The sequence below is a fragment of the Pseudomonas sp. St29 genome, from assembly GCF_001547915.1.
Taxonomy (GTDB): Bacteria; Pseudomonadota; Gammaproteobacteria; order Pseudomonadales; family Pseudomonadaceae; genus Aquipseudomonas.
On the sequence record NZ_AP014628.1, the window covers coordinates 1,058,060 to 1,084,149 of the forward strand.

Sequence of the window (26,090 nt, forward strand, 5' to 3'; positions counted from 1 at the left end):
AGCCGCGCCCATCTATCCGCGTCATAGCCAGAATGCTCAGGTGCCCACGCGGATGGCTTGGTAGTCTTGCGGCGCCTGAGCTTTGCAAATCCAAGCTTGCCCTTTTGTGCACTCGCCAATCATTGAGGCCTTCGCTATGACCGCTCCGACTGCAATTCGCCGACTCAACGCTGCCGACCCGGATTTCGCCCGTCATCTGGATCATCTGCTGAGCTGGGAAAGTGTCTCTGACGATTCGGTCAATCAGCGGGTGCTGGACATCATCAAGGCCGTGCGCGAGCGCGGTGACGCGGCGCTGGTGGAGTTCACCCAGCGTTTCGACGGCCTGCAAGTGGCCTCCATGGCCGACCTGATCCTGCCGCGCGAGCGCCTGGAGCTGGCCCTGACCCGAATCACTGTGGCCCAGCGCGAAGCCCTGGAAAAGGCCGCGGCGCGGGTGCGCAGCTATCACGAGAAACAGAAGCAGGACTCCTGGAGCTACACCGAGGCCGACGGCACGGTGCTGGGCCAGAAGGTCACGCCGCTGGACCGCGCCGGCCTGTACGTGCCGGGGGGCAAGGCTTCCTACCCGTCGTCGGTGCTGATGAACGCGATCCCGGCCAAGGTGGCGGGCGTGACCGAGGTGGTGATGGTGGTGCCGACCCCGCGTGGCGAGGTCAATGAGCTGGTGCTGGCGGCGGCCTGCATTGCCGGGGTCGACCGAGTCTTCACCATCGGCGGCGCCCAGGCCGTGGCCGCGCTGGCCTACGGCACCGAAAGCGTGCCCCAGGTGGACAAGGTGGTCGGCCCGGGCAACATCTATGTGGCCACCGCCAAGCGCCATGTGTTTGGCCAGGTCGGCATCGACATGATCGCCGGTCCGTCGGAGATCCTCGTGGTCTGTGACGGCCAGACCGATCCGGACTGGATCGCCATGGACCTGTTCTCCCAGGCCGAACACGACGAAGACGCCCAGGCGATCCTGGTCAGCCCGGACGCCGAGTTCCTCGACAAGGTGGCGGCGAGCATCGCCAAGCTGCTGCCGACCATGGAGCGTGCGGAAATCATCAACACCTCGATCAATGGCCGTGGCGCCCTGATCCAGGTTCGCGACATGCAGCAGGCCATGGACGTGGCCAACCGCATTGCCCCCGAGCACCTGGAGCTGTCGGTGGCCGACCCGCAAGCCTGGCTGCCGCAGATCCGCCACGCCGGGGCGATCTTCATGGGCCGTCACACCTCCGAGGCGCTGGGCGATTACTGCGCCGGGCCGAACCACGTGCTGCCGACGTCCGGTACTGCGCGTTTCTCCTCACCGCTGGGGGTGTATGACTTCCAGAAACGCTCGTCGATCATCTTCTGCTCCGAGCAGGGTGCGTCCGAGCTGGGCCGGACCGCCTCGGTGCTGGCCCGTGGCGAGTCACTGACCGCCCACGCCCGCAGCGCCGAATACCGCATCGTCGATGACCAAGATCAGGGGCAATGAACATGAGCAAATTCTGGAGTCCGTTCGTCAAGAACCTGGTGCCCTACGTGCCGGGCGAGCAACCCAAGCTGACCAAGCTGGTCAAGCTCAACACCAACGAAAACCCCTATGGCCCGTCGCCCAAGGCCCTGGCGGCGATGCAGGCCGAGCTCAACGACAACCTGCGCCTGTATCCCGATCCCAACAGCGACCTGCTCAAGCAGGCGGTGGCCCGCTATTACGGGGTGCAGGGCAATCAGGTCTTCCTCGGCAACGGTTCCGACGAAGTCCTGGCGCACATTTTCCATGGCCTGCTGCAGCAGGATAAGCCGCTGCTGTTCCCGGACATCAGCTACAGCTTCTACCCGGTGTATTGCGGCCTGTACGGCATCGACTACCAGGCGGTGCCCCTGGACGAACAGTTCCAGATCCGTGTGGCCGACTACGCCCAGCCCAACGGCGGGATCATCTTCCCCAACCCGAATGCGCCCACCGGCTGCCTGCTGGCCCTGGACGCGGTGGAGCAGATCCTCCAGGCCAGCCCGGATTCGGTGGTGGTCGTGGACGAAGCCTATATCGACTTCGGTGGCCAGACTGCCATCAGCCTGGTGGACCGCTACCCCAACCTGCTGGTGACCCAGACCCTGTCCAAGTCGCGCTCCCTGGCCGGCTTGCGGGTGGGCCTGGCAGTGGGGCATCCGGACCTGATCGAGGCCCTGGAGCGGATCAAGAACAGCTTCAACTCCTACCCGCTGGATCGCCTGGCCATTGTGGGTGCAGCGGCGGCCTTCGAGGACCGCGAGTACTTTGCCAAGACCTGTCAGCTGGTGATCGAAAGCCGCGAGTGGGTGGTGGCGCAGTTGCAGGCCAAGGGTTTTGAAGTGCTGCCGTCGGCGGCCAACTTCATCTTTGCCCGCCACCCCCAGCACGACGCAGCCGGCCTGGCGGCCAAGCTGCGTGAGCAAGGGGTGATCGTGCGTCACTTCAAGCAGGAACGGATCGCCCAATTCCTGCGGATCAGCATCGGCACGCCGGAGCAGAACCAGGCGCTGATCGACGGGTTGGGGCAGCTTTAAGCCGCAAGCGGCAAGTTAGAAGCCCAGAGCCAATGCTTGGAGCCTCTCGCCTGCAGCTACAAGCTTGCCGCTTGTAGCTGCAGCCCCCCGGCTGCTCTCACTCGTGGTGCGGCTCGCCGAGGAAGGTCAGGGAGCTGAACAGGCCGCGTGAAGCCACATCCGGGTCGTCCTTGAGCGGCACGTCAAGCTCTGCGGCAATCACGTTCAAGCCTTCATTTCTCACCAACACTTGAGCGCGTCCCTGAGCATCGGTTTCGGTGCTCAGGGTGCTCGGTGCATTGCGGTAGTCGCCGATCAACTTGACCCCAGCCACGGGCTGCCCATCCAGCAGTACCCGCACCGGCAGGCTATTGCCCTGGCCCACGGTCAGCGGGTCGACTTCCGGCAGGATCAGCAGCTTGAGCTGTTCCAGCCTGGGCAGCTTCGCCCCCGCTTGATAGATCGCCAGGCTGTACTTGAAGGTGTGGGTCGAGGCGATGGCCCCCGCAACTTTGCTGCGCCCTTGGTTGACCCAGCGTTTGTCCGCCGTTTGTGCCCACGGACCGTTGTCCAGCGCCACCGCCAGCACCGCCGGTGGCTTGAGTGGTTGCAGGCGCGCATGGTCAGCCAGGCGTTGCACGGTCACTGGAATCATTCTGGCTGCGGCGTCGTAGGCCCAGGCACCACTGATCTTCTGGGCCTTGAAGGCGTCGTCTTCGGCGCCGTGGCCGTAGATCACTTCGATATTGCCGCGGCGCTGTTCGGTCCACAGACCGTGGGCCGAGGCCTGGGTTGTACCCAGGGTGGCGAGCAGGCCCAGCAGGGCGATTGATTTGAGGTTGTGCATGGCGATTTCCGGCTACAGGTTGAGTGTCAGGCTGACGGTGAAGTTGCGCGGCTCGCCGGGCGTGACCCAGTAGTTGCTGTAGGAGCGCTCGTAGTACTTCTCGTCGAACAGGTTGTTCAGGTTCAGGCCCAGGGTCAGGTTGTCGCTGGCCTTGTAATGGGCCAGCAGGTCCAGGGTGCGATAGGCCGGCAGCTCGAAGCTGCCGCCGGCCTCGCCGGAGCGATCGCCGACGTAGGTCAGGGCGGCGCCGACGTCCGAGCCTTTGAATCGTCCGTCCTGGAACTCATAGACGCCCAGCAGGCTGCCACTGTGCTTGGCCACGCCGAGTATGCGACTGCCGGTCGGGATCGTCTGGTCGCCCTTGGTCACTTCGGCATCGATCAGCGCATAAGCACCAATCACCCGCACCGCGTCAGTCAACTGGCCGCTCACTTGCATGTCCAAGCCCTGACTGCGGGCCTTGCCCACGGCGCGGCTGAAGTCGCTGCCGGGGTCCAGGGCCAGGACGTTTTCCTTGTCGATGCGGAAGGCGGCGAGGGTGGCGCTCAGACGCTCGTCGAACAGCTCGCTCTTGATCCCCACTTCATAACCGACCCCTTCCTCGGGCTTGAAGGTCTTGCCGGCCGCATCCAGCCCGTTGTTGGGCTTGAACGAGGTGGAGGCATTGGCGAACAGGCCCACTTGCGGCGTCAGTTGATAGAGCAGGCCGGCGCGCTGGGTCAGGGCGTCGTGGCTCTGGCGGCTGCGCTTGCCGGTGGTGTGGTCGTCGATCCGTTGCTCGAAATGTTCGAAGCGGGCGCCGAGCATGCCGCGCAAGCGGTCGTTGAAGACAATCTGGTCCTGCAGGTTGAGGGCCTGGCTTTCGACATGTTCGAAAAAGTCCGTGCCGGAACGTTTGCCGTTGGGCTTGGCCTGGCCGTAGATCGGGTCGTAGATGTCGACAGCGTAGGCGCCGCCGGCGAGGGTGGTGACCCGCTCGTTCTTGCGGTAGTTCTCGTATTCGCTGCCGATCAGCACTTCGTGCTGCCAACTGCCGATGTCGAACAGGCCGCGCAGTTCCAGTTGGGTGATGCTGTCGTGCCAGTTGTTGTCGCGCTCGCGGTAGCGCCGATTGACGGTGTGCTGGTCGGCATTCAACGGGCGGGTTTCCGAGGCGAAGCCCCACAACTTGCCTTCCTTGTAGTGGCTGGCCAGGCGCAGCTTCCAGCTGTCGTTGAGGTGATGTTCCAGGGCGGCCTGGAGCATGGTGTTGTGGTTGTCGATGTTGCCGTCGCTGGGTTCGCCGAGGAAGGTCGAGCGCGAGACGCCGCTCCAGCGGTTGTTGGGGGCGACGATGCCGCGGTCGAAGGTCGAGCTGTGGCGCACGAATTCGCTTTCCACCAGCAGGTTTGTGTCCGGGTTCAACTGCCAGCTGAAGGAGGGGGCGACGAACACCCGGCGACTGTCGACGTGGTCGCGAAAGCTGTGGTTGTCCTCCACCGCCAGGTTGACCCGGGACAGCAGGTTGCCCTGGGCATCCAGCGGGGTGTTGAGGTCCAGGGCGGTGCGGTAGCGGTCCCAGCTGCCGGCACTGGTCTGCAGGGTGGTGAAGGCTTCGGGCTGGGGTTTCTTGGTCACGATGTTCACCGTGCCGCCAGGGTCGCCGCGGCCATAGAGGCTGGCGGCCGGGCCCTTGAGCACTTCGATGCGCTCGATGTTGGCGGCGTCCGGGGTGCTGGGGTAACCGCGGTTGGCGCTGAAGCCGTCCTTGTAGAACTCCGAGGTGGTGAAGCCGCGCACGCTGTATTCATACAGGGTCAGACCGCCGAAGTTGTTCTGCTTGGCGACTCCGCCGGCAAACTCCAGGGCGCGTTCGACATTGTGGCTGCCCAGGTCCTTGAGCACGCTGGCGGGGATCACGCTGACGGACTGCGGGATATCGCGGATTGCCGTATCGGTCTTGGTGGCACTGGCCGAGCGGGTGGCCCGGTAGCCCTTGACCGGACCGGTGGCGGACTCGTACTCGGTGCTGATGCGGGTGGTTTCCAGCTCCAGGGTTTGCGGTTCTTCGGCGAGCAGGGGGTCGGCCAGCAGGCCGAGTGCCAGACCGGCCAGGGGGAGGATTTTTCGGGACGTCATGGGGCTGTTCCAATAGCAATATTGAAACAATATAACATGACCAATGAGAATGTATGCTGTTAGCCCGGCATTGCCGGGCCCAGCTTTAGTCTTCTTCCTTGACCGGTGCGGGTGGCGGACGCAGGCCGATTTCCGCCGTCAGCTTGAGTTCCTTGCCATTGCGCATCACCAGGATGGCGACTTTTTCCATCGGCTTGATGCGCGCCACCTGGTTCATCGAGCGACGGCCGTCGCCGGCCGGCTCGCCGTCGATGCTGAGGATCACGTCACCCAGTTGCATGCCGGCTTTCTGTGCCGGGCCATCGCGGAAGATCCCCGCCACCACGATCCCGGGACGTCCGGCCAGGCCGAAGGACTCCGCCAGTTCCTGAGTCAGCGGTTGCACTTCGATTCCCAGCCAGCCACGGATGACCTGGCCGTGTTCGATGATCGACTTCATCACTTCCATGGCCAGCTTGATCGGAATGGCGAAGCCGATGCCCTGTGAGCCGCCGGACTTGGAGAAGATCGCGGTGTTGATCCCGGTCAGGTTGCCATTGGCGTCCACCAGGGCGCCGCCGGAGTTGCCCGGGTTGATCGCGGCGTCGGTCTGGATGAAATCTTCGTAGTTGTTCAGGCCCAGCTGGTTGCGTCCGGTGGCGCTGATGATGCCCATGGTCACGGTCTGGCCGACTCCGAACGGGTTGCCGATGGCCAGGGCGACGTCGCCGACGCGGACGTTTTCCGAGCGGCCGACGGTGATCGAAGGCAGGTTCTTCAGGTCGATCTTGAGCACCGCCAGATCGGTTTCCGGATCGCTGCCGATGACCCGGGCCAGGGTTTCCCGCCCATCCTTGAGCGCCACCACGATCTGTTCGGCGCCGGAGGTCACGTGGTTGTTGGTCAGCAAGTAACCTTCGGGGCTCATGATCACCCCGGAACCCAGGCTCGACTCCATGCGCTGCTGCTTGGGCAGGTTGTCGCCGAAGAAGCGGCGGAACTGCGGGTCTTCAAACAGTGGGTGGGCCGGTTTGTTGATGACCTTGGTGGTGTACAGGTTGACCACCGCAGGCGCGGCAATCAGCACCGCATCGGCATAAGACACCGGTCCCTGCCGGGTACTGGTGGTTTGAGGCGCTTGTTGCAGGTTGACGTCCAGGCTGGGCAGGCCGACCCACTGGGGGTAGCGCTGAATAATCAGCAACGCGATGAGCACGCCGGCCAGAAGCGGCCAGCCAAAAAAACGCAGAGCCTTGAGCATTGAGCAAGTCCTGGGTGGTTACGAAGGGCTGCGCACGGCCCATAATGTCGCGCATTATACGAGGCCGCGCGCGCCTCTGAACGGGATATTTAGGAGTCTTTTATGGCCGTTGCCCTGAGCACATTGGTGGAAGAAGCGGACCGTTATCTGGGCAGTTCACGCATTGCCGACTACTGCCCCAATGGCCTGCAGGTCGAAGGGCGCCCGCAGGTGATGCGTATCGTCAGTGGCGTGACTGCCAGCCAGGCCTTGCTGGATGCCGCCGTGGAGGCCAAGGCCGATCTGGTGCTGGTGCATCACGGCTACTTCTGGAAAGGCGAGAACCCCTGCATCACCGGCATGAAGCAGCGTAGGTTGAAAACCCTGCTCAAGCACGACATCAGCCTGTTGGCCTATCACCTGCCCCTGGACCTGCACCCCGAGGTGGGCAACAACGTGCAGTTGGCCCGGCAGTTGGATATCACCGTGGAAGGCCCATTGGACCCGGAGAACCCCAAGGTCGTCGGTTTGGTCGGTTCCTTGGGCGAACCCATGACGGCGCGGGACTTTGCCCGGCGGGTGCAGGAAGCGATGGGCCGTGAACCGCTGCTGATCGAAGGCAGCGAAATGATCCGCCGGGTCGGCTGGTGCACCGGGGGTGGCCAGGGCTACATCGACCAGGCGGTGCAGGCCGGCGTCGACCTGTACCTGAGCGGCGAGGCCTCGGAGCAGACCTTCCACAGTGCCCGGGAAAACGACATCAGCTTCATCGCCGCCGGCCACCACGCCACCGAGCGTTACGGCGTCCAGGCCCTGGGCGACTATCTGGCCCGGCGCTTTGCCCTGGAGCACCTGTTCATCGACTGCCCCAACCCGATCTAACCCCTGCATGGGCCGCCCGGGCATGCGATTTAGCTGCCTAACCGGGCGGCATATTCATATATCGTTTCGTTCTAGTTGGCTCCCTGATTAGAAGCAGGTCGCTGTGCTAGCATGCCCCGCTCGAACACGGCCCGATGGCCGTCCATAAGAAAGCTTTCGTGAGTAGCCATGGTCGACAAACTGACGCATCTGAAACAGCTGGAGGCGGAAAGCATCCACATCATCCGCGAGGTGGCCGCCGAGTTCGACAACCCGGTGATGCTGTACTCCATCGGTAAAGACTCCGCCGTGATGTTGCATCTGGCCCGCAAGGCGTTCTTCCCCGGCAAGCTGCCGTTCCCGGTGATGCACGTCGATACCCAGTGGAAATTCCAGGAAATGTACAAGTTCCGCGACCGCATGGTCGAAGAACTGGGCCTGGACCTGATCACCCACGTCAACCCGGATGGCGTGGCCCAGGGCATCAACCCGTTCACCCACGGCAGTGCCAAACACACCGACATCATGAAGACCGAGGGCCTCAAGCAGGCGCTGGACAAACACGGTTTCGACGCCGCGTTCGGCGGTGCCCGCCGCGATGAAGAGAAGTCCCGCGCCAAGGAGCGCGTCTACTCGTTCCGCGACAGCAAGCACCGCTGGGACCCGAAGAACCAGCGTCCCGAGCTGTGGAACGTCTACAACGGCAAGGTCAACAAGGGCGAGTCGATCCGCGTGTTCCCGCTGTCCAACTGGACCGAGCTGGACATCTGGCAGTACATCTACCTGGAAGGCATCCCGATCGTGCCGCTGTACTTCGCCGCCGAGCGTGAAGTGATCGAGAAGAACGGCACCCTGATCATGATCGATGACGAGCGCATCCTCGAGCATCTGTCCGATGAAGAGAAAGCCCGCATCGTCAAGAAGAAAGTGCGTTTCCGTACCCTTGGCTGCTACCCGTTGACGGGCGCGGTGGAGTCCGAGGCCGAGAGCCTGACGGACATCATCCAGGAAATGCTCCTGACGCGAACTTCCGAGCGCCAGGGCCGGGTCATCGACCACGATGGCGCCGGCTCGATGGAAGACAAGAAACGTCAAGGGTACTTTTAAGCTTCAAGTTACAAGCGGCAAGCTGCAAGTTAGAAGCGTGATGCGTAGCTTGCAGCTTGATGCTTACAGCGGGTTGCTGTGAGCCAGCATCGAGTGACTCGTCATGGACTTCGAGAAACTGGTTGTTTGGCAGAGAAGCAAGGCTCTGGCGGTAGATATCTATAGAGAGATGGCACGATGCGAGGACTTTGGTTTCAAGAATCAAATCACTCGCTCGGCACTCTCGGTGCCCTCCAATATCGCTGAAGGTATGGAGCGACGTAGTGCCAGGGAGAAAAGCTGGTTTCTCTGGATTGCAAAAGCTTCCAACGGGGAGTTGCGCACGCAGATCATCATCGGCAGTGAGATTGCCTACATAGCAAAGCCGCTGGCTGAAAATTGGATTAAAGAAACTCGCGAGCTTTCCAAAATGCTCTGCGGCTTGATCAAAAAAAATTCTGACTAGCTGTACGCCGACAAGCTTGCCGCTTGAAGCTTACAGCTTGGAGCTTGAACGCTATGAGCCATCAATCTGATTTGATCAGCGAGGACATCCTCGCGTACCTGGGCCAGCACGAACGCAAAGAGCTGCTGCGCTTTCTCACCTGCGGCAACGTCGACGACGGCAAGAGCACCCTGATCGGGCGCCTGCTGCACGACTCGAAGATGATCTACGAAGACCACCTGGAAGCCATCACCCGGGATTCGAAGAAGGTCGGCACCACCGGTGACGACATCGACCTGGCGTTGCTGGTGGATGGCTTGCAGGCCGAGCGCGAGCAGGGCATCACCATCGATGTCGCCTATCGCTATTTCTCCACCGCCAAGCGCAAGTTCATCATTGCCGACACCCCAGGCCATGAGCAGTACACCCGTAACATGGCCACCGGTGCTTCCACCTGTGACCTGGCGATCATCCTGGTGGATGCCCGCTACGGTGTGCAGACCCAGACCCGTCGCCACAGCTTCATCGCCTCGCTGCTGGGCATCAAGCACATCGTCGTCGCCATCAACAAGATGGACCTCAAGAACTTCGATGAAGGCGTGTTCGAGTCGATCAAGGCCGACTACCTGAAGTTTGCCCAGGGCCTGAAGTTGCAGCCCACCAGCCTGCACTTCGTGCCGATGTCGGCGCTCAAGGGCGACAACGTGGTGAACAAGAGCGAGCGTTCGCCCTGGTACACCGGGCAGTCGCTGATGGAAATCCTCGAAACCGTGGAAGTGGCCGGTGACCGCAACTTCACCGACCTGCGTTTCCCGGTGCAGTACGTCAACCGTCCGAACCTGAACTTCCGTGGTTTTGCCGGCACCCTGGCCAGCGGCATCGTGCACAAGGGTGACGAAGTCGTGGTGCTGCCGTCGGGCAAGAGCAGCCGGGTCAAGTCCATCGTCACCTTCGAGGGCGAGCTGGAGCAGGCCGGTCCTGGCCAGGCCGTGACCCTGACCATGGAAGACGAGATCGACATCTCCCGCGGCGACCTGCTGGTGCATGCCGACAACGTGCCGCCGGTCACCGACAGCTTCGAAGCCATGCTGGTGTGGATGGCCGAAGAGCCGATGCTGCCGGGCAAGAAATACGACATCAAGCGTGCGACCAGCTACGTGCCGGGCTCGATCGCCAGCATCAACCACAAGGTGGATGTGAACACCCTGGAAGAGGGCGCGGCCAGCGCGCTGCAACTGAACGAGATCGGCAAGGTCAAGATCAGCCTCGATGCACCGATCGCCCTGGATGGCTACGAAAGCAACCGCACCACCGGCGCTTTCATCGTCATCGACCGCTTGACCAACGGCACCGTCGGCGCCGGCATGATCATCGCCCAGCCGGTGGCCCATGGCAGCGCCACCCACCATGGCAAGCTGGCTCATGTGGCCACCGAAGAACGTGCCCAGCGCTTCGGCCAGCAACCGGCCACCGTGCTGTTCAGCGGCCTGTCGGGCGCCGGCAAGAGCACCCTGGCCTACGCCGTGGAGCGCAAGCTGTTCGACATGGGTCGTGCGGTGTACGTGCTCGATGGCCAGAACCTGCGGCACGACCTGAACAAGGGCCTGCCCCAGGACCGTGCCGGGCGGACCGAGAACTGGCGCCGTGCGGCCCACGTCGCCCGTCAGTTCAACGAAGCCGGCCTGCTGACCCTGGCCGCGTTCGTGGCACCGAGTGCCGAAGGGCGCGAGCAGGCCAAGGACCTGATCGGCAAGGAGCGTCTGCTGACGGTGTATGTCCAGGCATCGCCTGCGGTGTGCGCCGAGCGTGATCCGCAAGGCCTGTACGCGGCGGGTGGGGATAACATCCCGGGCGAATCCTTCCCTTACGACGTGCCGCTCAATGCCGATCTGGTGATCGACACCCAGGCGCTGTCGGTGGAAGAGAGCGTCAAGCAGGTGCTGGACCTGCTGCGCAGCCGCGGCGCGATCTAAGCCGTAGCCAAAAGCCCGCAGTCGAGTGATCGGCTGCGGGCTTTTTTGTGCGCTTGAATTAGCCTTCCCCGGCCAGGACGGTACAGCTCCATAGGAGCTGGCTTGCCAGCGAAGAGGCCCTCAGGATTTTGCCGGATACTCTCGATGCAGCACTTCCAGCAGCGCATCCTTGGCCAGCCACTGCTGGTTGATCCAGCCCTGGAATTCCTGGCGATAGGCCGTGTCCTGTTCGTAGTTCTTGCCAATGAACTGCGGCGGAATCCGTACCTCTTCAAAGCGCACCACCACATCCTTGACCCTGCCGCACAACAGGTCCCAGAAACCGGGCCGGCCAGCGGGGTAGTGCAGGGTCACATCGATGATCGATTGCAGTTGCTCGCCCATGGCGTCCAACACAAAGGCGATACCACCGGCCTTGGGCTTGAGCAGGTAGCGAAACGGTGATTGCTGCTGGGCGTGCTTGGCGTCGGTAAAGCGCGTGCCTTCGACGAAGTTGAAGATGCCCACCGGGTTGTTGCGAAACTTCGCGCAGGTCTTGCGGGTGGTTTCCAGGTCCTTGCCTTTCTTCTCCGGATGCTTTTCCAGGTAGGCCTTGGAGTAGCGCTTCATGAACGGGAAGCCCAGAGCCCACCAGGCCAGGCCAATCACCGGCACCCAGATCAACTCCTGCTTGAGGAAGAACTTCAACGGGCGAATGCGCCGGTTGAACACGTACTGCAGGACCATGATGTCGACCCAGCTCTGGTGGTTGCTGGTGACCAGGTAGGAGTGCTGGTAATCCAGGCCTTGCAGGTCCTGCACATGCCAGCGGGTGCGGCACACCAGCTGCATCCAGGCCTTGTTGTTGCTGATCCAGGCTTCGTGGGTGTGGTTCATCAGCCAGTGAGTCAAGCGCTGGGTGAGGGCGAAGGGCAGGGCCTTGCAGATCGCCACGCAGAACAGGAACGAGCACAGCAGGAGGGTGTTCAGCGCCAGCAGGATCGAGGCAATGATCCCGCGCACGACGGCAGGTAGAAATTCCAGCATTTAGACATCCATGGGTCGGTTGGCGGCTTGAATCGCGGTCAGGGCGATGGTGTAGACGATGTCGTCCACCTGGGCGCCCCGGGGCAGGTCATTCACGGGTTTGCGCAGGCCTTGCAGCATCGGGCCCAGGCTCACGCAATCGGCGCTGCGCTGCACGGCCTTGTGGGTGGTGTTGCCGGTGTTCAGGTCGGGGAACACGAACACCGTGGCCTTGCCCGCCACCTGGCTGTTGGGCGCCAGTTGTCGGGCGACGTTCTCGTTGGCCGCGGCGTCGTATTGCAGCGGGCCGTCGATCAGCAATGAGCGCTGGGCTTCATGGGCCAGCAGGGTCGCCTCGCGGACTTTCTCCACTTCTTCGCCGCTGGCCGAATCGCCGCTGGAGTAGCTGATCATTGCCACCCGTGGGGTGATGCCGAAGGCCGCCGCCGAATCGGCGCTCTGCAAGGCGATTTCCGCCAGCTCGCTGGCGCTGGGGTGCGGGTTCATCACGCAGTCGCCGTAGACCAGCACCTGCTCGGGGAACAGCATGAAGAACACCGAAGACACCAGGGTGCAGCCCGGGGCGGTCTTGATCAGTTGCAGGGCCGGACGGATGGTGTTGGCGGTGGAGTGGATCACCCCGGATACCAGGCCGTCCACTTCATCCAGGGCCAGCATCACGGTGCCGATCACCACCGGGTCTTCCAGTTGCTGCTCGGCCATGGGCGCGTTGAGGCTCTTGCTCTTGCGCAGGGCAACCATGGGCTCCACGTAGCGCTCGCGGATCAGGTCCGGGTCGAGAATCTCCAGGCCTTCGGGCAACTCGATGCCCTGGGCCCGGGCCACCGCATGAACTTCCTCCGGCTTGGCCAGCAGCACACAACGGGCAATGCCACGGGCCTGGCAGATGGCGGCGGCCTGTACGGTCAGCGGCTCGCTGCCTTCGGGCAGGACGATGCGTTTGTTGGCCTGCTGGGCTCGCTGGATCAACTGGTAGCGGAACACGGCCGGCGACAGGCGCATTTCCCGCGGGGTGCCGCAGCGCTGGTGCAGCCAGTTGGCGTCCAGGTGGCTGGCGACGAAGTCGGTGATGATTTCCGCGCGCTCGCGGTCATCGATGGGGATTTCCTTGTTCAGGCCATTGAGCTGGTTGGCGGTGTCGTAGGACCCGGTGCTGACCGACAGCACCGGCAGGCCGGCGTTCAGGGCGCCACGGCATAGCTCCATGATCCGCGGGTCGGGCAGGGTGTCGCTGGTCAGCAGCAGGCCCGCCAGGGGCACGCCGTTGATCGCTGCCAGGCTCACGGCGAGGATGATGTCGTCGCGGTCCCCCGGCGTCACCACCAGCACGCCGGGCTTGAGCAGCTCCACGGTGTTGCGCATGGTGCGGGCGCAAATGATGATCTTGGTCATGCGCCGGCTTTCGTAGTCGCCGGCGTTGAGCACCTGGGCTCCCATCAGCTCCGCTACGTCGCGGGTGCGTGGGGCGTTGAGTTCCGGCTGGAAGGGAATGCACCCCAGCAGGCGGAAGTCGCCGCTGCGCAGCAATGGCGAATGCTCCTTCAAGCGTGCGGAGAAGGCCTCCATGCTTTCATCGGTGCGCACCTTGTTGAGGATCACACCCAGCACTTTCGGGTCCCGCGGGCCGCCGAACAACTGTGCCTGCAGCTCGACCCGGCCGGACAGTTCGGTGAGCACTTCGTTTTCCGGGGCGGACACCAGGATCACCTCGGCATCCAGGCTTTTCGCCAGGTGCAGGTTGACCCGGGCGGCGTAGCTGGCGCTGCGGGTCGGCACCATGCCTTCGACGATCAGCACGTCCTTGCCGATGGCGGCTTGCTGGTAGAGGGTGATGATTTCCTCCAGCAGCTCATCCAGCTGACCGTCGCCGAGCATCCGCTCGACATGGGCCAGGCCCAGGGGTTGTGGCGGTTTCAGACCGTGGGTGCGGGCCACCAGCTCGGTGGAGCGCTCGGGACCGGTATCGCCCGGATGAGGCTGGGCAATGGGTTTGAAAAAGCCGACCTTGAGGCCGGCCCGTTCCAGGGTACGCACCAGCCCGAGGCTGATGGAGGTCAGACCCACACCAAAATCGGTGGGCGCGATAAAAAAAGTTTGCATGCGAATTCTCGGAAGGTGCATGGCAAGGGCGACGGTCTAAGGCCGTCTGCCGAATCGTCAGGCGCTAAGGTTATCGCTTCCCGGGGGCTGAGCACACCAGCCACAGTCAAAGGGCTGGCCTATTTTTTCTGCCCGCCGCTGTGGGTCTAGGACCCAGGCCCGGGATTGCCAGGGGGGCTGGTGGCGCAGGTGCTGGGTATGGCCGCAGGACAGCTCCACCACCCAGTGGCCGTCTTCATCCTGATGAAATCCACGAATTGTCGGCCGGCTTTTCCCGTTCCGTTGGTCCGGGTTCCGTTCGCTTTCGAGCGATTGCTTCGCTAAACTTCGACGCTCTTCATTCTTATGCAAAAGGTCCCGCCCCATGCTGATCGCCGCCAATAAGGCTGTCTCCATCGACTATACCCTCACCAATGACGCTGGTGAGGTCATCGACAGCTCTGCCGGCGGCGCCCCGCTGGTCTACCTGCAAGGCGCAGGTAACATCATTCCTGGTCTGGAAAAGGCTCTGGAAGGCAAGCAAGTCGGTGACGAGCTGAACGTTTCCGTAGAACCTGAAGATGCCTACGGCGAATACGCTGCCGAACTGGTCAGCACCCTGAGCCGCAGCATGTTCGAAGGCGTCGACGAGCTGGAAGTGGGCATGCAGTTCCACGCTTCCGCTCCGGACGGCCAGATGCAGATCGTGACCATCCGTGACCTGGACGGCGACGACGTGACCGTCGACGGCAACCACCCGCTGGCCGGTCAGCGCCTGAACTTCCAGGTCAAGATCGTTGCCATCCGTGATGCCAGCCAGGAAGAAATCGCTCATGGCCACGTCCATGGCGAAGGTGGCCATCACCACTGATTTTCTGCGCTAAGCTCAAGCGTGCTGGAGAGGCGCCCGAGCAGGCTGTGTGAAAACTACTGCGTTTGGCAATACTGCGTTAAAAACAGGCTCGGAATGCTCATTTAGGCTCCTAAACTCCGCTTCCTCGCCTGTTTTTGCCTTGTCTTGCCTGCACTCGCGACGTTTTCACACAGCCTGCGAGGGCGCCTTTTTAGTCCGCGGCTTTTGGCTGTACTGTCGAGAGGCTGTTTTCTGGAAGAACACAGGAATTTGGAGTTCGTCATGAGTGCTTTTCACGACCTTAAATTGAAAGCCCTGGATGGTCAGGAGCTGCCGCTCGCGCCCTTCAAGGGGCAAGTCGTGCTGGTGGTCAACGTCGCCTCCAAATGTGGTCTGACACCACAATATGCGGCGTTGGAAAATCTCTACCAGCAATACAAGGGCCAGGGGTTCAGCGTACTGGGCCTGCCCTGCAATCAGTTCGCCGGGCAGGAGCCGGGCACCGAGCAGCAGATCCAGGAGTTTTGCAGCCTCAACTACGGGGTGACCTTTCCCCTGAGCAGCAAGCTCGAGGTCAACGGTCCCGAGCGGCATCAGCTGTACCGTTTGCTGGCGGGCGAGGGGGCCGAGTTTCCGGGGGACATCACCTGGAACTTCGAAAAATTCCTCCTGGGCAAGGATGGCCGGGTTCTGGCGCGCTTCTCGCCACGCACCGCGCCGGATGATCCCACCGTGGTCCAGGCTATCGAGAAGGCCTTGAGCTGAAGCGGCCAGCCGGGTGCACCCGCCCGGCCCATTGTTCTTGCCTGCCTCGCGCCGCTCTCATGCGGCGTTTTTGCATCTAAATCACTTAAATCAATAATGCTGTGCAGGGCTTGGGGGGATGAATATTATCCCCATCATAAGTGCGCCGGGGCCGGTACCCGGCGCAGTCTTGTGCGTCGAATATCGACTCAAGCCTTTTTGTCGGAGTGCAGCATGCCTGTTCAAGCCTTGTTCAAACCCTTTCAACTCGGCGCGCTGGAGCTGCCGACCCGCGTGGTGATGGCGCCCATGACCCGCTCGTTTTCCCCGGGTGGGGTGCCCAACGCCAAGGTCATCGAGTATTACCGGCGCCGTGCCGCCGCCGGCGTGGGCCTGATCATCACCGAGGGCACCACGGTCGGACACCAGGCCGCCAACGGTTACCCCAACGTGCCGCAGTTTTATGGCGAAGCGGCCCTGGCCGGCTGGAAGAAGGTGGTGGACGCGGTTCATGCCGAGGGCGGCAAGATCGTCCCGCAGCTGTGGCATGTGGGCAATGTGCGGCGCCTGGGCACCGAGCCGGATGCCAGCGTGCCCGGCTACGGCCCCAGTGAGAAGCTCAAGGATGGCAAGGTGGTGGTGCATGGCATGACCCACGAGGACATCCGGGAGGTGATCGCCGCTTTCGCCCAGGCCGCCAAGGATGCCCAGAGCATCGGCATGGACGGCGTGGAAATCCACGGCGCCCACGGTTATCTGGTGGACCAGTTCTTCTGGGAAGGCAGCAACCAGCGCACCGATGAATATGGCGGCGACCTGGCCCAGCGTTCGCGTTTCGCCATCGAGCTGATCCAGGCCGTGCGTGCCGCCGTCGGCCCGGACTTCCCGATCATCCTGCGCTTTTCCCAATGGAAGCAGCAGGACTACAGCGCTCGTCTGGTACAGACTCCGCAAGCCCTGGGCGCATTCCTCAAGCCGCTGGCGGATGCCGGTGTGGATATCTTCCACTGCTCGACCCGGCGCTTCTGGGAGCCGGAGTTCGAAGGTTCGGACCTGAACCTGGCCGGCTGGACCCGCAAGCTCACTGGCAAGCCGACCATCACCGTGGGCAGCGTCGGCCTGGACGGCGAGTTCCTGCAGTTCATGGTCAACACCGACAAGGTGGCGCAGCCGGCCAGCCTGGAAAACCTGCTGCAGCGCCTGAACAACGACGAGTTCGATCTGGTGGCCGTGGGCCGGGCCCTGCTGGTGGATCCGGATTGGGCGCAGAAAGTCCGTGAAGGCCGTGAGCAGGACATTCTGCCGTTCAGCCGCGAAGCCCTGATGACCCTGGTCTAACGTCCGGCTCCGGGCGGCGAGGGGGGCAGCCCTCTCACCGCCTGGAGAGTCTTGACCGTACCTGGCGTTTTTTGCAGCGCCGCTTCGATCATTGCCTCGTAGTCCCCGGCCGGAGCCGGCTGGCAGGCATTGCGCAACTGATCTTCAAACTGTTCGATCACGGCGGGCCACCCTTGGCGGCTGGCGTGTTGCCGGGCATTGAGACGTACCCGGCGCAGGGTTTCCGCTTCCTCCAGCAGCCAGCCGGCAGCCTCACAGAACGCGCCTTCATCCCCGGGCATGGCCAGCACGCCGTTGTAGCCATGGCGGATATGCTGGGCTGCCGCGGCCTGATCGTAAGCCACCACCGCCAAGCCGGACGCCAGGGCTTCCAGCACCACATTGCCGAAGGTTTCGGTCAGGCTGGGAAACAGGAACACATCCCCCGAGGCGTAATGGGCCGCCAGTGCCTCGCCGCGCTGGCTGCCGCAGAACAGGGCTTCGGGCAGGTTTTTTTCCAGGGCGGCACGTTGTGGGCCGTCACCCACCACGATCAACTTCATCCGACGCTGTGGATAACTGGCCTTGAGCTGTTCGAAGCAGCGCTTGAGCAGCCCGAGATTCTTCTCCGGCGCCAGGCGCCCGACATGGATCACCGCCAGGTCGTCGTTGCCCAGGCCCCAATGGCTGCGCAACTCATTGAGCCGCTTGGCCGGATGGAACAACTGGCTGTCGACGCCTCGGGACAGCAGGGCCAGGCGTTCGAAGTGGCGGCGCTCCAGCTCCAGGCGCTGGCTGACACTGGGCACCAGGGTCAGCTTCGAGCGATTGTGGAACCAGCGCAGGTAGTGGGTCAGCAGACGAGTCAGCAAACCCAGGCCGTATTGGCTGGAGTACTGCTGGAAGTTGGTATGGAAGCCGCTGACCACCGAGATCCCCAGGCGCTGGGCGGCCCGCAGTGCAGACAGTCCCAGGGGACCTTCGGTGGCAATGTAGAGCACGTCCGGGCGCTGGCGTTTCCAGCGCCGCAGCAGTTTGTGCATCGACGACTGACCCCATTGCAGCCCCGGATAGCCCGGTAGCGGCCAGCCGCGGCACAGCAGCAGCGCTTCATCGCTGGGCCGACTCTGGTCGCAGCCCTGGCGCGGGCGCACCAGCTCCACCTGATGCCCGCGGGCGCGCAGGCCATCGCACAGGCGGCCAAGGGTATTGGCCACGCCATTGATTTCCGGCGGGAAGGTTTCAGTGATGAGGGTGATATGCAGAGCGGTCGTCATGGCCTCAGTGTCGACTGAGGCCATGTCGCCATTGTGACGTGCGGATGATGGATTTATGACGCCGGCAGCCTATTTGCCCGGCAGGTTCTCCACCCCGCGTTCGCGCACCCAGAACAGCGTCGCTCCGGCCACGGCGGCCGGCATCATCAGGATGTTGACGAAGGGGATCATCAGCGCCAGGTAGACGATGCCGCCAAAGCCCAGGCTCTGCCAGCGCTTCTGCCGCAGCCAGGCGAGCATGTCCTGCCAGCTCATCTTGTGGTTGTCCGCCGGGTAGTCGATGTACTGGATAGCCATCATCCAGATGCCGAACAGCAGCCACAGGGGCGCGGCCACCAGGTTGATCACCGGGATCAGCGAGAGGATGAACAGGCCGATGGCCCGGGGCAGGAAGTAGCCGAGCTTGCGCATTTCCCGGGACAGGGTGCGGGGGATCATGGCGATCAGCTCGCCCCAGCTGAAGGCCGGGAAATCATCGGTGCCGCGGACCACGGTTTCGACCTTTTCCGATAGAAAGCCGTTGAAGGGCGCGGCGATGATGTTGGCCAGCATGGTGAAGGTGAAAAACACCATCAGCGCCACCAGCACCATGAACAGTGGCCAGAGGATGTAGCTGAGAAAGCTCAGCCAGTCCGGCAGGGTCGGCATCAGGCTGTCGATCCACAGGCTGAACTGGTGGCCGGCGAAATAGATCAATCCGACGAACAGTATCAGGTTGATCGCCAGGGGCAGGAGCACGAACAGGCGCAGGCCAGGGCTGAGGACCAGCTTCAGGCCTTCGCGCAGGTATTGCGGTCCGGACAGTACGGGGGCGGGCATAGAGCGCTCCGAGCAGATGGAAAACGCGCCGACCTTACCGGCTTTGCCCAGGGGGCGAAAGTGGTGCGATCAGCTCGACATCAACGGTAACAAAGACCCTTTCAAATGAGTCCGCAGAGGATAGAGACCGCCTATGAGCTGGATTGTTAAACCGTATTTCCTTAATCTTCGCCCCCTCTATACGCTTCACCCATTATTTTTTGGACGGACGAGTCAAAGCCTTCCCCAAGGTATCGCCGTCCTTTTTTATTCCAGCCGGCAATCCGGCGTTCCGTGCCAGGTCACCTGGGCCGGTCGATAGGAGTGAGTCATGTCTGAAGTACGTCATTCGCGTGTGATTATTCTCGGTTCCGGCCCTGCCGGTTACAGCGCCGCCGTCTATGCCGCCCGTGCCAACCTGAAGCCGCTGCTGATCACCGGCATGCAGGCCGGCGGCCAACTGACCACCACCACTGAAGTCGACAACTGGCCTGGCGACGTGCACGGCCTGACCGGCCCTGCGCTGATGGAGCGGATGCGCGAGCACGCCGAACGTTTCGAAACCGAAATCGTTTTCGACCACATCAACGCCGTGGATTTTGCCGCCAAGCCTTACACCCTGACCGGCGACAGCGCGACCTACACCTGCGATGCCCTGATCATCGCCACCGGTGCCAGCGCCCGTTACCTGGGCCTGCCTTCGGAAGAAGCCTTCATGGGCAAGGGCGTTTCCGCCTGCGCCACTTGCGACGGCTTCTTCTATCGCAACAAGCCGGTGGCCGTGGTCGGCGGTGGCAACACTGCGGTTGAAGAGGCCCTGTACCTGGCCAACATCGCCAGCACCGTGACCCTGATCCACCGTCGCGAAACCTTCCGCGCCGAGAAGATCCTGATCGACAAGCTCAACGCCCGTGTGGCCGAAGGCAAGATCATCCTCAAGCTCAATGCCAACCTCGACGAAGTCCTGGGCGACAACATGGGTGTGACCGGTGCGCGCCTGAAGAACAACGACGGCAGCTTCGACGAACTGAAAGTCGACGGCGTGTTCATCGCCATCGGCCACACCCCGAACACCTCGCTGTTCGAAGGCCAACTGACCCTCAAGGACGGTTACCTGGTGGTGCAGGGCGGCCGTGACGGCAACGCTACCGCGACCAGCGTCGAAGGCATCTTTGCCGCCGGTGACGTGGCCGACCACGTGTACCGTCAGGCCATCACCTCTGCCGGCGCCGGCTGCATGGCGGCACTGGACACCGAGCGTTACCTGGACGGCCTGCAGAACGCGGCACACTGATTTCCAGGCAATAAAAAAACCGGCGCAAGCCGGTTTTTTTATGGGGGTTGCACTGTCGGAGCCGGTTTGTCGGTGGCGAGGCTGTCGCCTTCGCTGGCAAGCCGGCTGCTACAGGCTCCGGATCAGCGGCGGGTCAGCGGCTGGGCGGCGAACTTCACCCCGGCCAGGCCGTGGGCGATCAGGGCGCGGATGTTGCCGTGATCAGTGCCTTCGGGAGTGGCCAGTACCGAGCGGTAGTGTTCGCCAAAGGCCAGCAGGGCCTCGTTGTCGCTCAGGCCTTCCAGCAGGGCCAGGCCCAGGGTCTTGCACGAGCCTTCGTTCTGTCCGGCAGCGTTTTCCACGCCGCCGTTGCTGAACGCCTGGGGCTGGTAGTGGTAACCGGCGGCGACAAAGGCCAGGGTGTCGGCAAAAGCATGTTCGCCGCTGTTCAGGCTGGCGCGCAGGGTGTTCAGGTCAGTCATGGGGCTTTCCTTTGGCGAACGCCGCTTGCTGCTCGGCGCTGGCTTCTTTCTGGTAGAGATTTTTCCATTCGGCGTAAGGCATGCCGTACACCACTTCACGGGCCTCATCGAGGCTGACCTCGATCTGGCGTTCATCGGCCTCGGCCTTGTACCACTTGGACAGACAGTTGCGGCAGAACCCGGCCAGGTTCATCAGGTCGATGTTCTGCACGTCCTTGCGGTTGTCCAGGTGGGCCACCAGGCGGCGAAAGGCCGCGGCTTCCAGTTCCAGGCGTTGTTGAGGGGACATAAGACTCACTGCACGTAGAAGGATGGGAACAGCTGCAAGCTACAAGCTGCCGGCGGCCAGTCAAAGCCCAATCGCCCTGACCGGCCGCTTGGCGCTAGCGACTTGCCGCCAATGTGATCGACACCGATTCGGCAAAGCGCAGGGCGTGGGGCTTGTCGACCTCGACCTCGGCGTAGTGCACCGAGTCGTTGCTCATCACCAGGTCCAGCAGTTCCTGGGTCAGGCGCTCCAGCAGGGCGAAGCGATTGCCTTCGACGTGAGCGATGATCGCCTTGGTGATGGTGCGATAGTTCAGCGCATGATCGATATCGTTGTCACGCACCGCCTCCTGGGCGGGGTACAGGATGGTCAGGTTGATCAGCACATCCTGCTTGTTGAGGATTTCTTCCTCGTTGATTCCGATGTAGGTCCGCAGGAGCAGGTCCTTGACTCGGATACGAGCCATTCCTGGCTGAAGTTGTGGCATTGCTACTTGCTCCGTCCAATCAATTGCAGGAATTCCTGGCGAGTGGTGCTCGAATCGCGGAAGGCGCCGAGCATCACCGAGGTGTGCATGGTGGAATTCTGTTTCTCGACGCCGCGCATCATCATGCACATGTGCTTGGCCTCGATCACCACCGCGACGCCGGCGGCCTGGGTCACGCTCTGCAGCGCGTCGGCGATTTCCCGGGTGAGATTTTCCTGGATCTGCAGGCGCCTGGCGAACATATCGACGATGCGGGCGATCTTCGACAGCCCCAGCACCTTGCCGGTGGGAATATAAGCCACATGGGCCTTGCCGATGAAGGGCAGCAGGTGATGTTCGCACAGCGAATACAGTTCGATGTCGGCGACTATCACCATTTCATCGCTGTCGGAGGCGAACAGCGCGCCGTTGACGATCTCCTCCAGCGACTGGCTGTAGCCGTGACACAGGTACTGCATGGCTTTGGCTGCGCGCTTGGGGGTGTCGAGCAAACCTTCGCGCTCGGGGTCTTCGCCCAGATCCTTGAGGATCTCGCGGTAATGCTGGGGCAGGGAAAGGCTCATGCATGGTCCTCGCGGGGCCGGCTTACTTGATGTGTCGCCCGCCGTTGACGGTCAGGGTGGTGCCGGTGACATAGGGGTTGTCCAGCAGGTAGCGCAGGCTCTGGTAGATCACTTCGCTGCCGGGTTCGATGCCCAGCGCGGATTTGGCCAGGGTCTTGGCGCGGTACGCCGCGTCGTCGTCGGGATTGAACAATAGCAGGGCCGGAGCAATGCCGTTGACCTTGATTGTCGGGGCGTATTTCGCCGCGAAGGACAGGGTCAGGCTGTCCAGCCCGGCTTTGCTGGCGCAGTAGGCAATGTGCTTGCTGCTGCCTTTGCGGGTCACGTCGTCGCTGATGTGGATGATGTCCGCGGGGCTCGAGCGCTGCAGCAACTCCGCGCAGTGCAGGTTGATCAGGTAGGGCGCGAGCATGTGCACGCTGAACATCCGGGTAAAGGCGGCGCTTTCCTCGCCCGGGCTTTCTTCCAGCCACTCCGAGGCGTTGTGGACGATGGCCCGCAGGCGGTCGGTTTGGGTTTTCAGCTCGCTGATCAAGGCCAGGATTCCGGCCTCGCTGGACAGGTCGGCGAACAGCAGGGTCGCGCCTTTTTCACGCAGGGTTTCAAGGCCTGGGCGCAGGCTGCGGTAAGTGACGATCACCGGCTGTCCGTCTTCGAGCAAGCGCAGGGCGCAATGCAGGCCGACACGCTGGCTGGCGCCAGTGATCAGGATCGGGGCGGGGGAGGCGTTCATGGAGGGCTCGCGTCGCGGGTAGTGGGAAAACTATACCAGCGAGGGGCGGACCTGTGCCTGCAGGCAACGGGCTGGTCGGCGAAAGCGACCTTGCGCGGCTCTTCGCTGGCGAGTCAGCTCCTGCGCTCAGCGCGAATGTTGCGCCAGGTGCTGCAGGAGCCGGCTTGCCGGCGAATCACGGATTCTGCGTCGAGGGGGCGCTCGGCAATACGCGCGCCGGTGTGCTGTTGAGCCAGTTGGCCAGCAGGCGGGTGGACAGCGGAATGAAGAAATAGACCATCAGCGGGGTCAGCGCCAGGGTGCTGACAAACACCCGGGGCAGCAGGCTCAGATCACTGAGCAAGGGGCCGAGGACGAAGTTGAACAGCAGCGATACCGGGAAGAATGCCAGCCAGATGGCCACGGCCTGCTTCCAGCGTGGCGGCCGCTGTCCGGCCGCGCCGAACCAGCCGTCGATGCCACTGACCCGGTGCTCCGACGGGTGGGCAAACAGATCGCTGCCCCGGGCCAGCCAGGCGGTACGCGAGGCGGAGTGCTCCCAGGTGTGCAGGGTATGTTCGTCGGCAAAGCGGAAGATGATCTGGAATTCGTCATCGTCGGGCGGTGGTGCAAGGACACCGGAACCCAGGTAGCCGGGAAAGTCGGTGGCCAGTTGTTCGCCTTCGCGCAGCCAGGCGATCAGGTCCTGGTAACGGCCGTCGGCAACGCGCCGGGCAACCATCAGGGTGACGGGTGAGGTAGACATTATGTATCTCCGTAAAACCAGTGCGCTGCCTGGATAAGGCAGGCGCTTGACGTGGCACCGGGGTAGTGGGCCGCGCCTGAAACAAGCAAGGATTATTCCCGATTGCTGGCGCGGGACCAACGACGCCGGTCGGTTTTTCTCGGGCTTGAAGCATTTGCGTCGGGGAAGAGTAGAATGAGCGCCACTTTGTTTACCGGTGTGTTCTCCCCCAGATGCCCGTCATGACTGAACTTGCCCCTGTCACGCCCGCCCCCGACCCTGTCGCTCAGGACGAGTTGTTTCCGATTCGTGAGGTGGCGCGCCTGACCGGCATCAACCCGGTGACCCTGCGGGCCTGGGAGCGACGCTACGGTCTGATTCAACCCACGCGCACCGAAAGTGGGCATCGCCTGTATTCCATGCACGATGTTGAGGCGGTGCGGGAGATTCTGGGCTGGATCGAGCGTGGCGTGGCGGTGAGCAAGGTCGGCAAGATCCTGGCCAAGAACCGCGCTGTCCAGGCGCAGGGCAAGGCGCCGCTGGACGATGCCCTGCAAGGCGAGTACGGCCAGTGGCGCGATCAGTTGAAGCTGGCGGTGAGCGCCTTCGATGAGGAGTTGCTGGAGCGTCTGTACGGGCAGATTTTTTCCAGTTACGCCCTGTCAGTGGTGTTCCAGGACATCTTCCTGCCGTTCTGGAAGCAACTGCTGCAGGTTCGGGACGGTTTCGGCCAGACCAGCGAGTGGTTGTTTCTGGACGGTTTCCTGCGCGCGCGGATCACTCAGCGTCTGTTGTTGCAGCGGGCCGGGCAGAGCCGGTACTTGTTGCTGACCGCGCTCAACGAACAGTGTCGCGAGCTGGAGCTGTTGGTGGCGGCGCTGATGCTCGGGCATGACCAGCTCGGTGTGCGTCTGCTGGGTCCGGGGGCGCCTCTGGAGGAACTGACCCTGGTCTGCGAGAAGCTCCAGCCCGTGGCCCTGGTGGTGTTTTCCAATCATGCGCCCACGGCGGAACTGCCCAAGCGTCTCCAGCGTCTGGCGCTGACCCTGGATTGTCCGCTGATGCTGGCCGGGGATGCGGCGGACCTGACGCAGGAGCGTCTCAGCGGTTCGCCGGTGGCCTGCCTGGGGAATGAAGGACGCCTGATGCAGAAGCGCCTGCGGCAGTTCCTCAGCGGGCGCCTGGATACCTGAGCCCGCCGTTGGCCCGCCCGCCTCAGGCGTGCAGGGCTGGATGGCTGTGGCGATGCTGCTGGAGGATGAACTGGCGCAGGCGCTCGGTTTCTTCCACATCACGCTGATCCAGGCGATAGGCATAGAAACCGGCTTCGGTCTGGCGCTCGAAGCGCCCATGCAGGGCAATCCGCTCATACCCCGAGGGGCTGAACCACTGGGCGAACTGCTTGGGCGGCCGGGTCCGGTTGCGGATCTCCAGCAACACGCCCTTGAACGACACTTCCCGCACCCACAGGCGTCCCGGCTGGCCCTTGGCGTTTTCCAGGGCCACCGGTTCTTCCAGCGCCAGGCGCCAGGGCCGGACCATCGGGCCGTCCTCGAAGATGCTCGGCACACCCAGGCGCAGATGCAGGGCATGGAACTCGTCTTCCACCAATTGCAGGGGAAAGGTCATCTGCTGATTGTCGAAGTGCGCCTGGATGGTGACCTTTTCGTTGGCGGCCAGGCGGGTCAGCAAGTCACGGATCTGCGAGCCGCCATTGACCAGCAGGCTGGATGTGCTGTCGCGCACATTGAGCTGCGGGTTGTGCTGCATGGTCCGGATGAAATCCAGTTCATCCTGAGTGAGAAGGGCGTCACGCTGCATGATGTTGCTCGAAGGGTGGAGTACAGATCGGCGGGGAATATCCCTACAGACCACGAAAGATGGATTTTATTAGTGTCCGTCGGTCGCCTTGAACGCGGCCAGTTCGGCCTGTGCCGCGGCCAACTGTTGTTCCAGCTGGAGCAGCCGTTGCTGAGCCTTGATCTGTGCGCTGACATCCTTTTGCACACCGATGAAATAGGTCAGCTGGTCGCTGTCGTTGAACACCGGAGTGATCGACAGCTCGTTCCAGAAGTGGCTGCCGTCCTTGCGATAGTTGCGCAGCACCTCGCGGCACGGCTGGCCCTTGCCCAGGGCCTGGCGAATCCGCTCCAGTCCCGGCTGGTCACGGTCTCCGGACTGCAGGAAACGACAGTCCTGATAAAGCACCTCATCGGCGCTGTAGCCCGTCAATCGCTCGAAGGCCGGGTTCACGTAAATCACGATGTTGTCTTCGCCTTCCTGTTCCGCGACCACAATCCCGTCGTTGGAGGCGTCGATCATCCGTTGCAGAAGATGCGCGTTGATCATCCCGAAGTTCCGCTATCGATCAGTTGGTGCTGGATTCTAAGACATGCTGGCACGCTGTCCACTGGGGCT

General features: G+C 62.8%; 27 protein-coding genes. 11 read left to right on the forward strand and 16 right to left on the reverse strand.

The genetic code is table 11. The features are described from left to right. Positions 1–136 precede the first annotated feature (136 nt). Positions 137–1,465: a histidinol dehydrogenase gene (gene hisD / locus PST29_RS04735; RefSeq protein WP_047283941.1), complete on the forward strand. Its 1,329-nt coding sequence runs from the start codon at positions 137–139 to the stop codon at positions 1,463–1,465. Positions 1,466–1,467: 2 nt separating this feature from the next. Then, the gene (gene hisC / locus PST29_RS04740) at positions 1,468–2,520 is read left to right on the forward strand and encodes a histidinol-phosphate transaminase (protein WP_060845069.1); all 1,053 of its coding nucleotides are present in this window, start codon (positions 1,468–1,470) and stop codon (positions 2,518–2,520) included. A 97-nt stretch (positions 2,521–2,617) separates the two neighbouring features. On the opposite strand, the gene PST29_RS04745 is transcribed toward hisC, so the two are convergent. From PST29_RS04745 to algW, 3 genes are all read right to left on the reverse strand, one after another. Beyond that, complete coding sequence (locus PST29_RS04745) at positions 2,618–3,346, reverse strand: DUF4198 domain-containing protein (RefSeq protein ID WP_060842495.1); 729 nt, start codon at positions 3,344–3,346, stop codon at positions 2,618–2,620. A gap of 12 nt (positions 3,347–3,358) precedes the next feature. Further along, entirely contained in the window at positions 3,359–5,464 is a 2,106-nt protein-coding gene (locus tag PST29_RS04750) for a TonB-dependent siderophore receptor (RefSeq protein WP_060842496.1), read from the reverse strand. 85 nt (positions 5,465–5,549) lie between these two features. Next, positions 5,550–6,704 (reverse strand): Do family serine endopeptidase AlgW, encoded by a 1,155-nt coding sequence (gene algW / locus PST29_RS04755; protein WP_060837558.1) that lies wholly within the window; start codon positions 6,702–6,704, stop codon positions 5,550–5,552. Between the two features lie 102 nt (positions 6,705–6,806). Here algW and PST29_RS04760 point away from each other — a divergent pair, with 102 nt between their 5' ends. From PST29_RS04760 to cysN, 4 genes are all read left to right on the forward strand, one after another. Further along, the gene (locus PST29_RS04760) at positions 6,807–7,565 is read left to right on the forward strand and encodes a Nif3-like dinuclear metal center hexameric protein (protein ID WP_019093347.1); all 759 of its coding nucleotides are present in this window, start codon (positions 6,807–6,809) and stop codon (positions 7,563–7,565) included. A 168-nt stretch (positions 7,566–7,733) separates the two neighbouring features. Further along, the gene (gene cysD / locus PST29_RS04765; RefSeq protein ID WP_011059289.1) at positions 7,734–8,651 is read left to right on the forward strand and encodes a sulfate adenylyltransferase subunit CysD; all 918 of its coding nucleotides are present in this window, start codon (positions 7,734–7,736) and stop codon (positions 8,649–8,651) included. Positions 8,652–8,754: 103 nt separating this feature from the next. Beyond that, positions 8,755–9,096, forward strand: coding sequence for a four helix bundle protein (locus PST29_RS04770; protein WP_060842497.1), 342 nt, complete (start codon positions 8,755–8,757; stop codon positions 9,094–9,096). Between the two features lie 53 nt (positions 9,097–9,149). After that, complete coding sequence (cysN, locus tag PST29_RS04775) at positions 9,150–11,048, forward strand: sulfate adenylyltransferase subunit CysN (protein WP_060837560.1); 1,899 nt, start codon at positions 9,150–9,152, stop codon at positions 11,046–11,048. Between the two features lie 120 nt (positions 11,049–11,168). On the opposite strand, the gene PST29_RS04780 is transcribed toward cysN, so the two are convergent. From PST29_RS04780 to PST29_RS30715, 3 genes are read right to left on the reverse strand one after another with little or no spacing between them, the layout of a single operon-like run. Beyond that, entirely contained in the window at positions 11,169–12,074 is a 906-nt protein-coding gene (locus PST29_RS04780; protein ID WP_060842498.1) for an acyltransferase, read from the reverse strand. After that, entirely contained in the window at positions 12,075–14,174 is a 2,100-nt protein-coding gene (gene pta / locus PST29_RS04785) for a phosphate acetyltransferase (RefSeq protein WP_060837562.1), read from the reverse strand. A 57-nt stretch (positions 14,175–14,231) separates the two neighbouring features. Continuing rightward, positions 14,232–14,570, reverse strand: a complete 339-nt coding sequence (locus PST29_RS30715; protein ID WP_082729318.1) for a DUF3565 domain-containing protein — start codon at positions 14,568–14,570, stop codon at positions 14,232–14,234. Here PST29_RS30715 and PST29_RS04790 point away from each other — a divergent pair. From PST29_RS04790 to PST29_RS04800, 3 genes are all read left to right on the forward strand, one after another. After that, the gene (locus PST29_RS04790) at positions 14,539–15,024 is read left to right on the forward strand and encodes an FKBP-type peptidyl-prolyl cis-trans isomerase (RefSeq protein ID WP_016964800.1); all 486 of its coding nucleotides are present in this window, start codon (positions 14,539–14,541) and stop codon (positions 15,022–15,024) included. The genes PST29_RS30715 and PST29_RS04790 overlap by 32 nt on opposite strands. A gap of 264 nt (positions 15,025–15,288) precedes the next feature. Then, complete coding sequence (locus PST29_RS04795) at positions 15,289–15,771, forward strand: glutathione peroxidase (protein ID WP_016964799.1); 483 nt, start codon at positions 15,289–15,291, stop codon at positions 15,769–15,771. 213 nt (positions 15,772–15,984) lie between these two features. After that, positions 15,985–17,088, forward strand: a complete 1,104-nt coding sequence (locus tag PST29_RS04800) for an NADH:flavin oxidoreductase (protein WP_060842499.1) — start codon at positions 15,985–15,987, stop codon at positions 17,086–17,088. On the opposite strand, the gene PST29_RS04805 is transcribed toward PST29_RS04800, so the two are convergent. Together PST29_RS04805 and cysZ are read right to left on the reverse strand one after the other, a co-directional pair. Continuing rightward, positions 17,085–18,368 carry a glycosyltransferase family 4 protein gene (locus PST29_RS04805; RefSeq protein WP_060842500.1) on the reverse strand — a complete coding sequence of 428 codons (1,284 nt, stop codon included), beginning with the start codon at positions 18,366–18,368 and terminating at the stop codon, positions 17,085–17,087. The two genes, PST29_RS04800 and PST29_RS04805, sit on opposite strands and share 4 nt — an antisense overlap. 45 nt (positions 18,369–18,413) lie before the next feature. After that, on the reverse strand, positions 18,414–19,163 hold the full coding sequence (cysZ, locus tag PST29_RS04810) for a sulfate transporter CysZ (protein WP_060842501.1): 750 nt from the start codon (positions 19,161–19,163) through the stop codon (positions 18,414–18,416). A 310-nt stretch (positions 19,164–19,473) separates the two neighbouring features. Here cysZ and trxB point away from each other — a divergent pair, with 310 nt between their 5' ends. Next, positions 19,474–20,436 (forward strand): thioredoxin-disulfide reductase, encoded by a 963-nt coding sequence (trxB, locus tag PST29_RS04815; RefSeq protein WP_060837566.1) that lies wholly within the window; start codon positions 19,474–19,476, stop codon positions 20,434–20,436. A 122-nt stretch (positions 20,437–20,558) separates the two neighbouring features. On the opposite strand, the gene PST29_RS04820 is transcribed toward trxB, so the two are convergent. The 6 genes from PST29_RS04820 to PST29_RS04845 all read right to left on the reverse strand — a co-directional run bounded on the left by PST29_RS04820 (position 20,559) and on the right by PST29_RS04845 (position 23,693). Continuing rightward, on the reverse strand, positions 20,559–20,897 hold the full coding sequence (locus PST29_RS04820; RefSeq protein ID WP_060842502.1) for a HopJ type III effector protein: 339 nt from the start codon (positions 20,895–20,897) through the stop codon (positions 20,559–20,561). Then, positions 20,890–21,186, reverse strand: a complete 297-nt coding sequence (locus PST29_RS04825) for a DUF1244 domain-containing protein (protein WP_060837568.1) — start codon at positions 21,184–21,186, stop codon at positions 20,890–20,892. The genes PST29_RS04820 and PST29_RS04825 overlap by 8 nt, the downstream gene beginning before the upstream one ends. Before the next feature lie 94 nt (positions 21,187–21,280). Continuing rightward, entirely contained in the window at positions 21,281–21,652 is a 372-nt protein-coding gene (gene folX, locus PST29_RS04830; RefSeq protein WP_060837569.1) for a dihydroneopterin triphosphate 2'-epimerase, read from the reverse strand. 2 nt (positions 21,653–21,654) lie between these two features. Continuing rightward, the gene (gene folE, locus PST29_RS04835) at positions 21,655–22,215 is read right to left on the reverse strand and encodes a GTP cyclohydrolase I FolE (protein WP_060837570.1); all 561 of its coding nucleotides are present in this window, start codon (positions 22,213–22,215) and stop codon (positions 21,655–21,657) included. A 22-nt stretch (positions 22,216–22,237) separates the two neighbouring features. Next, the gene (gene folM, locus PST29_RS04840; protein WP_060842503.1) at positions 22,238–22,948 is read right to left on the reverse strand and encodes a dihydromonapterin reductase; all 711 of its coding nucleotides are present in this window, start codon (positions 22,946–22,948) and stop codon (positions 22,238–22,240) included. A 175-nt stretch (positions 22,949–23,123) separates the two neighbouring features. Then, positions 23,124–23,693 carry an antibiotic biosynthesis monooxygenase gene (locus PST29_RS04845; protein WP_016964754.1) on the reverse strand — a complete coding sequence of 190 codons (570 nt, stop codon included), beginning with the start codon at positions 23,691–23,693 and terminating at the stop codon, positions 23,124–23,126. Positions 23,694–23,905: 212 nt separating this feature from the next. Between PST29_RS04845 and PST29_RS04850 the strand changes: the two genes are divergently transcribed. After that, positions 23,906–24,865: a MerR family transcriptional regulator gene (locus PST29_RS04850; protein WP_060842504.1), complete on the forward strand. Its 960-nt coding sequence runs from the start codon at positions 23,906–23,908 to the stop codon at positions 24,863–24,865. Between the two features lie 22 nt (positions 24,866–24,887). Here PST29_RS04850 and PST29_RS04855 read toward each other — a convergent pair whose 3' ends face one another. Further along, entirely contained in the window at positions 24,888–25,493 is a 606-nt protein-coding gene (locus PST29_RS04855) for a hypothetical protein (protein WP_060837573.1), read from the reverse strand. Positions 25,494–25,562: 69 nt separating this feature from the next. Continuing rightward, entirely contained in the window at positions 25,563–26,021 is a 459-nt protein-coding gene (locus PST29_RS04860; protein ID WP_060837574.1) for a PAS domain-containing protein, read from the reverse strand. Positions 26,022–26,090 lie beyond the last annotated feature (69 nt).